This is a genomic window from Streptomyces sp. NBC_01232 (assembly GCF_035989885.1).
In the GTDB taxonomy this organism is placed as follows: Bacteria; Actinomycetota; Actinomycetes; order Streptomycetales; family Streptomycetaceae; genus Streptomyces.
The window spans coordinates 1-12,802 of record NZ_CP108518.1 but is presented as its reverse complement, the minus strand read 5'-3'; the positions used below and the strand labels follow the sequence as shown (position 1 = coordinate 12,802).

Genomic DNA, 12,802 nt, shown 5'->3' with positions numbered 1-12,802 from the left:
GGTCTGTTGCGAAAGTGGATCTTGTTCGTTCATGATCACGTCTTGTGGGACGTGGAGATCTGACTAACAACCAGTGGGCCCGGCTTGAGCCGCTGCTGCCGCAGGGCATCAAGCCGGGGCGTCCGCAGGTGTGGACGCGGCGGCAGTTGATAGACGGCATACGGTGGCGGACCCGGACCGGCGCTCCGTGGCGGGACGTGCCCGAGCGATATGGGCCGTGGGATCGGGTCTACGACCTGTTCCGACGCTGGCAGCGAGACGGAACCTGGGCCAGGATCCTCACCCGGCTTCAGGCCGAGGCGGATGCGAACGGCCTGATCACCTGGGACGTCAATGTCGACTCCACCGTCTGCCGGGCCCACCAGCACGCCGCCGGGGCGGCGAAAAGGGGGACCTTCAGAAGGAGCCGCCCGGCGGAGTCTTCGTTGAGCCGGCAGACCATGGCCTCGGACGTTCCCGCGGCGGGCTGACCACCAAGATCCACCTTGCCGTCGAGCAGGGGCAGAAGCCCTTGTCCGTGGTGATCACGGCCGGGCAGCGGGGTGACTTCCCGCAGTTCGAACCGGTCTTGGAGGCGATCCGGGTGCCCCGGCTCGGCCTGGGCAGGCCGCGCAAGCGCCCGGACCGGGTGCGGGCCGACAAGGCTTACGACTCCCGCAGCAACCGCTCCTACCTGCGCAGACGCGGAATCAAGGCAACCATTCCGGTGCCCGCGGACCGGGTCCGCAACCGGCTGGGACGCGGTTCGAGAGGCGGCCGTCCGCCGAAGTTCGACAAGGACGACTACAAGCAGCGGCACGCGGTCGAGTGCGGGATCAACCGCCTCAAGCGCCACCGGGCCGTCGCCACCAGGTACGACAAACTCGCTGTTCGCTACGAAGCGACAGTGCTGGTCGCAGCCATCAACGAATGGCTGTGACCAGCACTTTCACAACAGGCCCTAGCGGCTCCCAGGCTGTCCTGGCCGTCTATCGTGAAGGTGCTGCAGCACGCTGCCGCGGCCCAGGCCATAGCGATCCGCCCCAGTGCGGCTGGGAAGCGGGCCGCCATCGCAGAGAGGCTGCTAGGTTCACGCACCGACCTGGAACAGCTTGCCTCCAGCCCTGGGTGGCCGGTGCTTCGTGCGTTCACGTCGAAGAAGGCGGACTGGGAGCTGCCATCGGGCAGTGCGTGGAACCTGAAGTCGGGGCTCGTGCTGTCGTGGGATGCGATTGCTGCGTACAAGAAGACGGACTGGAATGAGCACGCAAGGCGCGCCGACCTGGACAGATGGGCGAGTCAGGGCGTCGTCCGGCGTGGGCTCGTCCTGGGCTGCTGCCCCTGCCCGATCTATGAGTTCTACCCGCTCGCTGAGATCACTCAAGCCTATTCGTGCCGGCGATGCGGTGGTGAGAACAGCCTGATCCAGGGACGGTGGAAATCGCCGCTCCCTGAGCCGAGCTGGTACTACGAACTGCACCCGGCGGTACGTGAACTCGTCGAGAACGACGGAGACGTACCCCTGCTGGCGACCCAGTTCCTTCGAACCCAGCACTGGGCCCGCCCAGCGCTGGTGTGCGAGGAGTTCGAGGTCCTCCGAAGCGGCAGCCCGTTCGTGGAGATTGACTTCGCCCTCGCCACGTTGGACCAGGTGTGGCTCGGAGAAGCAAAGAGCGGGGATGCCCTTGGGGGCAGTCCCAAGGAGCAGAAGCGCGAGGCATGCAAGCTCATTGAGGGCTGCGTTGCCCTTGGAGTAGGCGGGCTCGTCCTGGCCACGTCCAAGCCCAAATGGTCCGATGCAACGATGAGGACGCTCCAGCACGAAGTACAGGGGAGGCGGGTTGCTTCACGCGCTACTCCCAAGATCGTTCTTCTCGCCGGTCTCGGCACGAAACCCGACGTTACTGTGCTGGACGCCTGATAAACGCACCCGAGCTTGACCGTGGTCGAGGCGCTCCGGGGCGCGCCGGACGTCGCCTTCCCTGTGCGATGCGCCGGTTTTGTGTCAGTGGGGGTGGTGTCAGTGATGGGTCGTCAGTCAGGGGTGTTTGTGCTGGTGGTGTGAGTGGTTGAGGTGGGCGTCGCTGACATGTAGGTGGTGTCGGGTGTGGCTGTCACTGTCATGGGCTGGCACACCCCCGGGTGGTTTGCTGCCGTGGAAACGGTGTTTCTGATTCCTGTGGGGTGGTCCAGGGTGAGGCTTGGCCTGGTGCAGGGGGGCGGGCTCGGCGGCGGGAGTGGAGGGTGGGGGAGCGGGATGGTTTGCCTGATGCGGTGCGTGGGGGAGTGCGTGGGGCGGCGGTCGGCCGGTTGCTGGAGCTGCGTGAGACCGGTTCGCTGACTTCGGGGCATGTCCGGTTGGCTGCGGGGGCGTTGGGGGTGTCGGAGCGGACGGTGTGGCGGTGGCTCGCGGAGCCTGTTCACGCCGATGGTGCTGTACGCCTGCCCGGCGTGCGCGCGGCGCGGGCGGACCGTTTCACCGTTACCGCTGAGGTCCGGGCGTTGCTGGCCCTGTGGGGCGGGAACGTGGCGGCTGTGCACCGGGAACTTGCCGGCCGTGCTGCCCGGCAGCCGCCTGCTGGGACTGCGCCGTCGTTGACCACATTGCGTCGTGCGCTGCGTCGTGATTTGACTGCGGGGGAGCGGGCGGGGCTTGCCGGTGGTGAGCGTGAGGCCCGCAAGCATGATGTGTTCCTGGCCCGGCCGCGGGGATGGCGGAACCAGGTGTGGGAGGCCGATCACGTCCAGGCCCCGGTCCTGGTCGATGTAGAGGGCGCTGCGCGCCGGCCGTGGGTCACCTGGTTCGTGGACTGCGCGTCGAACACGATCATGGGTGTGGCGGTCACCCCGGGGCATCCGTCGCGGGAGTCGGTCCTGGCCGCGCTCCGGGCGGCCGTGGTGCGCGAGGAGCCGTTCGGGCCGCAGGGCGGACTCCCGGAGAAGGTACGCGTGGACCGGGGCAAGGACTTCCTGTCGAGGACGGTGACCGCCGCGTTCGACGCCCTGGCCGTGGAGGTGGAGGACCTGCCCCCGTACACCCCGCACCTCAAGGGCACCGTGGAGGGCTTGAACCGGGCCGTGGAGTCGATGTTCCTGGCCGCGCTGCCCGGCTACGTACGCCAGCCGCGTCCGGGCCGGCGCCGGACGCGGCCGACGGACGAGGTGCTCCTGGACTTCGAGGACTTCACCGCCCGCCTGTTGGACTGGGTGGCCTGGTGGAACACCTCCCACCACCCGGGACCGTTGAAGGGCCGGTCCCCGCTCCAGGTGTGGGAGGCGGATCCGACGCCGCTGCGCGAGATCGGCGCGGACGAGTTGTGGACGTTCACCCTGGAGGACGACGGCCGCGTCCGGGTGCTCTCCACCAAGGGCGTCCGTTTCAGGAACCGCGACTACGTGGCGGCGTGGATGACGGGCCTGGCCGGTGAGCGGGTGCGCGTACGGTTCATGCCGCACCACGATCACCGCATCGAGGTGTTCGACGCATCCACCGGCCGCTACCTGGGCCCCGCCGAGCCGGCCGACGCTGCGACGCCGGAGCAGATCAGCGCGGTGCGTACCGCGCGGGCGGCCCGCACCCGCCGGCTGCGCCAGGACTTGAGAGCTGCGCAGCAGGACCGCTACGCCGCCCAGGCCCGGCCGGCCCGCCCTGAGCGGTTGAACACTCTCACCTCACAGGAAGCGGGCCGGGAACTTGCCGAGGAGAAGACGGCGGATCTGTCGCGGCTGGCGTTGCCGGACCTGATCCCGCCAGCCGCGCCGCCCGCCGGCTGGCGCACCCCGCCTTCCCTCGCCGCCCGCACCCGCCCCGCCCCTGCGAGTGGGCCGACCGCCGACGAGCAGCCCCGTCCAGGCACTGCCGACGCCCACAGCCCCGGCACTGCCGCCGGCGCCGACACCACCGGCGAGGGAGAACCACGGTGACCGTCCCGACCTACCAGTACGCCGACCTCCCGGACGCCTGCGTGGTCGCCACCCGCGCCCTGCTCACTGCCCGGGAGAACATCGGCGACACCGTCGCCGCCCGCGCCATGATGTGCATCCACGGCGGCGCAGGCTTCGGCAAGACCCTCGCCGTCAACACCTGCCTGCGCGAACTCGAACCCGGCGAGGACATCCACAAGATCACCTTCCGTGCCCGGCCCACCGCCCGCGCGGTGCGCTACGAACTGTTCACCGCGCTCGGCCTGCCCGGCGAACCACCACGCCACCCCAGCGAATTCGACCGCCTGCTCAAGACCGCACTGGCCGAACACCCCCGCACCTTCCTGGTCGACGAGGCCCAGTGGCTCAGCGGGGAGGCATTCGAATACTTCCGCTACCTGTGGGACGAACCCGCCACACAACTCGCGATCATCTTCGTCGGCGGCGAGGGCTGCCACACCGTGCTGCACCGCGAGCCGATGCTGTCCTCCCGGATCTTCATCTGGCAGCACTTCACCCGCCTCACCCCGAACGAGGTCCTGGAGGTCGTCCCTCTCTTCCACCCCATCTGGCAGGACACCGACCCCGCCGACATCACCTTCGCCGACGAACACGCCGCCCACGGCAACTTCCGCAACTGGGCGAGACTGACCGCCCATCTGCGCACTGCCCTGGCCCGCACGGGGCGCGCACAGGTCGACAGGGAGGTTCTGCGGTGGGCCTTCAGCCGCCTGGGATGACCGCCGGCACGGCGGCCGCACCCAACAGCCCATCGACCGAACACTGCGGGCACCGTGCGAGAGTCCGCACGCTCCCGACACCTGGCCGCCACGACGGCGCCGGCTTCCTCCGTCCGATGAGGGGCTGACGGATGACGCAGGTGATCCGGGACGGCATGTTGTCCCATGCGGTGTTGGTGGAGCGCCTCCTCGCGATCGACGAGGCAGGCCGGCTGCTGGGCCCGCACCGTCACGCCGCGGCGCACCTTGCCCGGGTTCCGGTGAAGACGGTGACACGCTGGCTGTGGCAGGCACGCGACGAACCCCCGCCCCGGACCCCGCCCGCCCGCGCGGGATGGTTGTTGAAGGCCCCCGCCTGGGACGAGACGGTGTGGGCCCGGATGGACACTCTGGTGGCAGCCGAACACGATCTGAGGCGCGGCCGGAAGCCGGGTCCCCGCCCTGCCGCGGACCTGTCCACGCCTCTGTACCGGGCCCGCCGTTGCCCCTGCGAGGGCGACCATCCCTTCGTGGCTGGCCCCGACTGCGCTGCGGCGGGCGTGGACACGCTGATCCCCGAAGCGGACGTGGTGGTCACCGACGCCCTGGAACAGACCGCCTCCGCCCTGCGGCACGTCGTGGCCGCTGGCGGCGTGATGAACATCGACGGCGCCCCGGGGACCGGCAAGACCATCGCCCTGCAGTACGCCCTCGCCCGACTGCCGCCCGGCCCGGACGTGCGCCGGGTCCCGATACCCGTGGGCGCCACGATCGCCCAGCTACGCCACGCGATCGCCGGAGCACTCGCACTCAAGGTGCGCTCCGACAACCGGCGCAACACCACCGACCAGGCCCTGGCCACCGCGCTGCGCAGCCCGCACGTGCTGGTGTGCGACGACATCCAACGGCTGTCCCCGCCCGCCCTGGAATACCTCTGCCGCCTGGCAGCCGACCCCGGCGCACCCACCACCCTCATCCTGGCCGGAACCGGAAGCACCCAAGCCCTCCAGCGGATACCAGAGCTCGCCTCCCGCATCCTGACCCGCCAGCACATCCCGCCGCTCACCCCCGCTCAGGCCCAGGCCGTCCTGCCCGCCTTCCACCCGCTCTGGGGCAGGGTGCCGCCACAGCACATCGCCCGAGCCGACGAACGCTGCGCACGGGGCAACTTCCGCGCCTTCGCCCAGATCACCGCCCACGTCATCGACGCCGTCCTGACGAACCCCCTCGGGTATTCCGGCAGCGCCCTGGTCGAGGCGGCATGCCGCCGGCTCGGGGGCATCTGAACGGCCTCACTCCAGGGCGCCGCTGTGTGGGGCGTTCATGAAGTGCAGCGTCAGTGCCGTGGGGCGGTACATCCACCGCGTCACCGTCCCGGGAACGGCACTTGAGAGCAACTCCCCTCTCCACCCAAGCCGCGGCATCGATTTACGTATGCGCCATGCGGTATCCGCATGAAATGGGCTAGGGTCGCATCATGGTGATGGGTACGGAAGAGCTCCTCAGGCTGACGGTCGCTGCGTTGATGACGCGTACCGGTGAGCGGCAGAACGTTCTCGCCGACGGCCTCGGTCTCTCGCAGGCACAGATCTCCCGCAAGCAGGCCGGCCGGCAGCACTGGTCGCTGGAGGACGTCGACGGCCTGGCCGCGCATTTCGGTCTCCACGTCCTGGACCTCCTCGCCGGCCCCACCCACGCAGTCGGCGTACTCCACGGCTCGACCCCCGCACTGCGCCCCTCCGGCGTCCCCGCCCCGCCCACCGCCCCGGCCGCGCAACTCCCCCTCGCGGCCGTGCAGCTCCCGGCCCAGCCCCCGCAGGCGCCCTCCCCGCTGACCGCTGCGCACATGCTGCTGTGCGTGTTGTGCGGGCAGCCGTGCAGCGAGGAGGTTGACGGGTTCCCGCAGCACCTGAGCGCTGAGGAGTGCGCGGCAGCCATCGCCGCCGCAACCCCGGGCCCGGCGGCGGCCCCGGTAGCACCCGCACCGGCCCCCGTGCCGCAGCAGCTCCCCGCCGCCCCTCCAGCCCCCGCGCCGGAAGCCACGGCGGAGCTCGTCGCGACGGAGCCGGCGCCGGAGGCCGAACCTGCGCCGGAGCCGGTCAAGGAGAGGCCGGCCAAGGCGGGTCCGGCGGTGGTGCGGGGGCCGCGTACGTACGCGTCCGGGACGCTGACCGACCAGATTGCCGGCAACGTCCACGCCGCTCTGCAGGAGTGCGAGGGTGACGTGGAGGCCGCCCAGGCCGCGCTGACCAAGTCCGCGATCCCCGACGTCATGAAGCTGTTCAAGGAATCGCGGGTCGGGGGCCGGTACGAGCATTCCGAGTTCCCGCCGACCGCCGACGTGCTGCGCAAGCGCTCGCAGAAGGGTGCGGATGAGATCTGGGAGGGCCGTCCGAAGTGGCGCAACCCCCATGTCTTCCAGGCGGCCAAGAAGGGTGAGACCTTCGAGGTGACGGCCCTGGATATGAACGCCGCCTACCTGTCGGCCTTCAAGTGCTGGCTCCCGATCGGCCAACTCAAGGAGGACACCAGCGGCGTCCACGACCGCAAAAAATCCGGGGTCCACCTCATCACCCCGGCCGAGTGGGAGCACACCGACCTGCCCAACCCGCTCGGCAACCGGATGGAGCCGGGCGAGTTGTGGGTCACCGAATCCACCCTCCGCCTCCTCCTCGACTGCGCCCGCGACGACCTCGCCGACGCCCCGACCATTCACCGCTCCCTCGTCTCCGGCGGCACCGAAGTCCTGCTGGAAAAACTCCGCCGCGCCCTGGCGGAAGTCCGGAAAACCGCTCTCGCTGAGGGCGACGAACTGACCGTCAACTATGTGAAATCCATGTATTCTAAGCTGGTCTCCACCCTGGGCGAATCCACCGCGAACCGTGATATGCGGCGCCCGGACTGGATGCACATCATGCGCGCGAAAGCATTCGCGAATCTGTGGATGAAAGCCAACAAAATCCATAAGGCCGGATTGCAGGTCGTGGAAATCTCCGGCACCGACGAACTTCACGTCATCGGCGATTGGCGGACAGTTTTCGCCGAGGGCCGGGACCTGAACCAGGTGAAGGAAAAGCAGACTTACACGCTGGGGGGTAAGCGCTGATGGCGGGTTCCGAGGACCTGTGGTCCCGCTGGGGCGAATGGCAGAGGCATGACGCCCGCGGGATGAAGGGCGGGGAGGCCCTGATCCTGGAGCTCAACCGGATCGTGCACTCCTCGGGTATCACCTCGCCCGTCACGTCCCGGCGCGGCCTGGCTGCCCGCCTGCGGTATCTCGACAGCCCCGCCGGCCGCGAAGCCCTCGCCGAACAGGGCGTCAGCACCCGCTCCCTGCGCTCCTGGGCGCGTGGCAAGGCCGTGCCTTCTCCGGCGTCCAGGGAGCGGATCGACGCGGCGTACTGGTGGCGCCGGCGGGAGAACCTGATCCGCTCCGGCTGGCTGGCCCGGCACCTCGACAACGACGGCCGCGGTCGCCGGATGGAGATCTATCCGGTCGACCAGAGTCACGTCGATTCCAAGTACAGCCGCCCCCTCAGCGATCGCTCCATCACCGTCCGGTACATCTGGCCCGACCTCGTCCACGCCTGGGCCGCCCGCAACGAGGCCATGGTCGACGAGATCTGGGACGACGTCATCACCGACCTCGACTCCGACTACGCCGCCTACGCCTACGTCTCCTCCGTCGGCATCGGCGCCTGACTCGCGGTGCTGCTGCCGCATGAGGGTGCCCCCGGCCAAGCAGGCCGGGGGCACCCTCATGCGTGGGCGTTGCGCGCATTACGCCGCTGAGGTTGTGGCGGACTCCAGCGGGACTGTTGTCCCATGTCCAACGAGGGAGTCGGACGGTTGATGGGAGGCCGGGAAGGGCTGGGGAGCAGACCGGCTGGCAGGCGGAGCCGACGGGATGGCGTCCTGCTCGTCGGTGCCGCCGGTGAACAGGATCATGAGGACGGCGAAGACCGCGGCGCCGGAGCCTATGGAGCCGACCACGTCGCCCCCGGTTCCGGGCGCCTGACCTCGGGCCTTGGCGGTCGCCTTGTAGACCAGGTACGCCACCACGGCACTCGTCACAAAGATGGCCGCGGTGAGCGGTGCGATGTGTACGTTCATGAAGGGCCTCCCCGAGGCGCCGTGGCCTGCCCTGTTTGATCCCGCCAAAGATCTCCAGCAGGGCAGGCCGGATACCGCCCTGGACGCTGATGCGACCAGGGTTTCGTGAGGTCGGGCACGCCAGCCTCTACGCGCCCGTCGAAGCGGTGCAGCGGCTCGCAAGACGTCTGAACTGCGGTTTCTTAGCAGCATCCGCACATTCAGAAAAGGTGTGATGCGCGCAAATCACCTACCGGGTGCCAAAAGTCCGTTCCTGCAAGGCAGCGAGTCGGGCGTTGTCGCTGTGGGGTTTCACTGCGAACACCATTCGACCAGAGCCCTTCACGAGGACGAGGCAAACCTGGACCAGAGTCCACAGAGGGGTGAACTTGCCTCTCGCACACGTCGGTCAGACGTACGAGCCTGCCGGCTCTGGTCGCCCTCGGCCTCCTGGGCGCAACCCCGTTGGCGTCGTGAGAGGCGAGGTACTGCCAGCTTGAGCACGGCGACGTACGAGGCGCCTGGGCCGAGCACGGCAACGCCGTGAAGCGTTCCGGCGTGGCACCCCGCAGGCTGCGCCAACCGCCTATCCCCCTCCAGAACCGCGCCGTAGGCGATAGGCGCGGGCCCACCTACGCCGCCCATGCCTACGTCCCTGCCGTCGGTATCGGCGCCTGACCGTCGCCGGGGCGGGCGGGGCTGACGCGCCCCGCCCGCCCCGGCGTCCGGCGTCCGGGAGCATCCGGGTCAGTGCCTGCGGTTGGTGACCACGACGCCGATCGCGGTGGCGAGGGCCGCGCCGACTCCGCCGACCGCCGCGATCGGGGCGGTCAGCGAAGGGTGGGCCACGCACAGGTAGCCGGTGGCGCCCAGGACCAGGACGACGACGAGGGCCAGAAGCAGCGTCTGGAGCGGGTCCGGGGCCGGCCCTTGGGGCGACGGCTGCCGGGACGGGCCCGAGGGCTGGGGCTGTGAGTCGTTGGCGGACATGAGGGTTCCCTCCCGTAAAGGCCTGCGGACGGGCCGCGGCCAGGTGTGAAGCGCGGTGTCTCCACACTTGGGCGGAAGCGGATCTTGCAGGAGTGACAACGGGCTGTTTCCGGTCAACCGGCAACATCAGGCCGTCCCGGGCGGGGTGTTCCCGCGCTGTCACCGCATGCACGACAATCGGGCAACTGCGCTGTTAGGGGACAGTGCTTGCCGGCTGAAAGACAGGCGATGGACGAACCCGAGCTGACGCCGACGGCCGTACCGCAGGAGGCCCCGGCGCCCGAGGTGACACCGGCGGCCGCCTACGCGAACGCCTTACGCAAGGCCGTGCACGGCTACCGGGCGGCCGGCGGGACACAGAAGAAGGTGGCCGCCGCTCTGCACATCTCCCCGGGGACGCTCACCCGGTACCTGAACGGGGAACGAACGGCCTCCCGCAAGACGCTCCTTGCCATACGCGCCTTCCTCGAAGCACAGCAGCCGCACCTGCCCGTCACCGACTGGGCGGAGCTGGATGAGCTGTGCGAGCGCGCCAACCTCGCCAACGGCTCTCCGGCCGTCCGGCTCGCCCAGCTGAAGGAAGAACTCGCCCGTGTGCGCGAGGAACAGCAAGACGCACATCACGTCTCCGAGGAACGCCTGAGCGCACTGGAAGAGCAGGCAGTCGACCTCACTGACCAGCTGAGGCAGGCACTGGACCGCGCGCAGAACGCTGAAAGCGCCGAACGGACCCTCCAAGACGATGTCGCCGAGCGGGACGAGAACCTGCGCCACGCCCAGGACTACACCCGCCAGGTGGAAGCGGAACTCGCCCAGCAGCAGGAGCAGGCACGACTGCTCCTGGTCGAAGTCGGGGTGCTACAGGAGCAGAACCGCCGGCTCCTCGAAGGGCAGCAGGCCGTTTCCGCCCCGGAAACGCAGCCAGACCCCGGATTTACTCCCGAGTACGCCCACCTCGTTAACCGGCACACCACAGCAGCCGAAGACGCCACCACGGGGCCGCAGCAGCACCCACAGCACACCAAACGGAACCCTCCCGAGGAGCGGACACCCACCCGGCCCCGGCCCTCCCGCCGCACCCAGGCCCAGGCCCGCCTCCGCCCCCCTTCACCGGCCTGGATCGTGATCGCCGTCGTAGTCATGGCGTTGTGCGCGTACACCGCCGTCACCGTCGTCCTCGCCGTCCCCGCGGTCCGCTACGACCTGTCCTCGACACTCGGCGTCGCAGCCTCGATGATCACCTGCAACCTGCTGGCGGCGGCACTCACCGGCTGGGCGGGACGCCCCGCCGCCCTGCGGTACGGCCCCCGACTGATCCTGCTGCCGGGACTGATCCTCCTCGCGATCGGATCGCTGATCGCCTCCTGGACCCTGGGATACGACACCTGGGTCACCCAGCCCCCCGCAGCGGACTGGTCCGCACTCCAGCTCATGACCGGCTGCGTGCTGCAAGGCGCGGGCGAGGGACTGTGCGCCTCCGCCGCCGGCGTCGTGCTCGCCACCCGGTTCTGGTACTCCGTACACGACAAGGCGACCACGTGGGCCGTGGCGGTCGGCAGCGCGATCGCCGTCACCGCATCGGGACTGCTCCTCTCCACCTGGGAATGGCGCATCGCGTTCCAGGTCCTGGCCGCCTTTGCTCTCCTCCTGCTCATCACTCTGCCCTTCCTGCCCGACTTCAGGTCCGCGCCGCTGTGGGACGAGCTCGGAGCAGCGGACTTCGTCGTGCTGGCGCTGGTCGCCGGCGCACACACCGCCTTTGCCTGGGCCATCGGCCTCACGGCCGCCCACGGCTGGTGGTCGCCCTCCGTCGTGGCCCTCGCGGCTCTCGCGCTGACCATGCTGGCCAAGGCCTCCCGCCGGCTCCGCAGAACAGAGATCCCGCCACCTCCCAACTGGATCCGCGGGACAACGCTGCTCGGGGCATGGGTGAGCGGCGCCGTGCAGTACACCGCATGGCTCTACTGCACCATCGCCCTGCAGCAGGTCTTCGACTACGAGGCATGGACGGCAGCCGCCCTGCTCCTGCTCGCCGTGCCGCTTGCCGCGCTCACCGTCTTCCCGCGGTCCTTCCCGACCCGCCTGCGGATGCCGGCCAGGACCATCGGCTTCTTCGCCACGGGCGGCGGCCTGCTGTGGCTGTCCATCGGCCTGTCCCACCCCGAAACCTTCCCCACCCCCAGCCTGACGGGAGCACTGCTGCTCGTAGGCGTCGGCACCGCCGTCCAGCGCTGCCCCCCGAACGGGCTCGGAGACGGACACCAGCGCGCGTACGTCGCGCAGACGAAGTACAGCGGAGCGCTTGCGGTGACCCTCACCGCAAGCTTGATCACCGCACACTCCCACCCCACGGCCGCCGCTTACACCGTGGTTCTTATCGTGTGTGGTGAAGCAGCCGTCGTAGTTGCTATGGCGGGCGCTCTAAAGCTGGCACGCCGACGATTCAGGAGGCCCTCGCAGCAGCCCGAGCGGGCAGCAGAGAACCGGCCCTGACCCCAGGTTCTGCCGTGTGCGACACCATCCAGAGTCAGGTCCGAGAATAGGAACCGTATAGCCTCCACGCCTCGGAACTCTGCTTACTTCGAGGGGTTCGCAGCCCCCAATTCACCCGTTTGAGCTTTTGGTATGTGGGCGGTTTTGGTGGGGGGTTGAGGGGTTGTGTTTTTGGTATTCGGTCAGGGGGTGTTTCGGTTTTGGTATTTGACGTTGGGTCGGTTTGGTGGGTCGGGAATTGATGGTTTCCCTTTTGTTGGCGATCTTTCTGGTGTAGACCACTCGCTGATGCTGGTCCGGGGTCGTTGTTACGTTCTGTAGCGTGTCGGGGAGGGGCCGGCGGGGTGGACACTCCGCCGGCCCGTGTGCATACTGCTACTGAGAGAGAGCGCGCAGCGCGACCGACACGACCTCGGCCCCGCAGGGGCCACACCCCGACACCCGGTCCTGAGACACCGTTACAGACAACCTGACAGCCCATCAAAATCCCTTCTGACCTGCTATAATTAAGCCGAAGAACCCCGCGGCAGACCCTCCCTCCGTTGCCAGCCAGCCACCGCGGACCCGCAGTCCCCGAACAACCGGGACCACCCCGCCGTTACCGC

General features: G+C 69.1%; 10 protein-coding genes. 8 read left to right on the top strand and 2 right to left on the bottom strand.

Annotated elements, in window-relative coordinates; translation table 11 throughout:
- Positions 1-44: 44 nt before the first annotated feature.
- The 7 genes from OG444_RS00050 (at position 45) to OG444_RS00020 (ending at position 8,324) form a co-directional block, all read left to right on the top strand.
- A protein-coding gene (locus OG444_RS00050; protein ID WP_442810442.1) for an IS5 family transposase occupies positions 45-919 on the top strand; the annotation gives its coding sequence in 2 pieces (ribosomal slippage) (positions 45-435 and positions 435-919; 876 coding nt in all).
- A 60-nt stretch (positions 920-979) separates the two neighbouring features.
- Positions 980-1,900, top strand: coding sequence for a hypothetical protein (locus OG444_RS00045; RefSeq protein WP_327260052.1), 921 nt, complete (start codon positions 980-982; stop codon positions 1,898-1,900).
- Positions 1,901-2,265: 365 nt separating this feature from the next.
- The gene (locus OG444_RS00040; RefSeq protein ID WP_442810735.1) at positions 2,266-3,903 is read left to right on the top strand and encodes a transposase; all 1,638 of its coding nucleotides are present in this window, start codon (positions 2,266-2,268) and stop codon (positions 3,901-3,903) included.
- Entirely contained in the window at positions 3,900-4,643 is a 744-nt protein-coding gene (locus OG444_RS00035; RefSeq protein ID WP_327260049.1) for an ATP-binding protein, read from the top strand. Before OG444_RS00040 ends, OG444_RS00035 begins: the two co-directional genes overlap by 4 nt.
- Positions 4,644-4,774: 131 nt before the next feature.
- Entirely contained in the window at positions 4,775-5,908 is a 1,134-nt protein-coding gene (locus OG444_RS00030) for an ATP-binding protein (RefSeq protein ID WP_327260048.1), read from the top strand.
- Positions 5,909-6,099: 191 nt separating this feature from the next.
- On the top strand, positions 6,100-7,728 hold the full coding sequence (locus OG444_RS00025) for an acyltransferase (RefSeq protein WP_327260047.1): 1,629 nt from the start codon (positions 6,100-6,102) through the stop codon (positions 7,726-7,728).
- Positions 7,728-8,324, top strand: a complete 597-nt coding sequence (locus OG444_RS00020) for a hypothetical protein (protein WP_327260046.1) — start codon at positions 7,728-7,730, stop codon at positions 8,322-8,324. The genes OG444_RS00025 and OG444_RS00020 overlap by 1 nt, the downstream gene beginning before the upstream one ends.
- Positions 8,325-8,402: 78 nt before the next feature.
- On the opposite strand, the gene OG444_RS00015 is transcribed toward OG444_RS00020, so the two are convergent.
- Positions 8,403-8,735, bottom strand: a complete 333-nt coding sequence (locus OG444_RS00015) for a hypothetical protein (protein WP_327260045.1) — start codon at positions 8,733-8,735, stop codon at positions 8,403-8,405.
- 726 nt (positions 8,736-9,461) lie between these two features.
- Positions 9,462-9,704 (bottom strand): hypothetical protein, encoded by a 243-nt coding sequence (locus tag OG444_RS00010; RefSeq protein ID WP_327260044.1) that lies wholly within the window; start codon positions 9,702-9,704, stop codon positions 9,462-9,464.
- A gap of 228 nt (positions 9,705-9,932) precedes the next feature.
- Here OG444_RS00010 and OG444_RS00005 point away from each other — a divergent pair, with 228 nt between their 5' ends.
- Positions 9,933-12,197 carry an MFS transporter gene (locus OG444_RS00005; RefSeq protein ID WP_327260043.1) on the top strand — a complete coding sequence of 755 codons (2,265 nt, stop codon included), beginning with the start codon at positions 9,933-9,935 and terminating at the stop codon, positions 12,195-12,197.
- Positions 12,198-12,802: the final 605 nt, after the last annotated feature.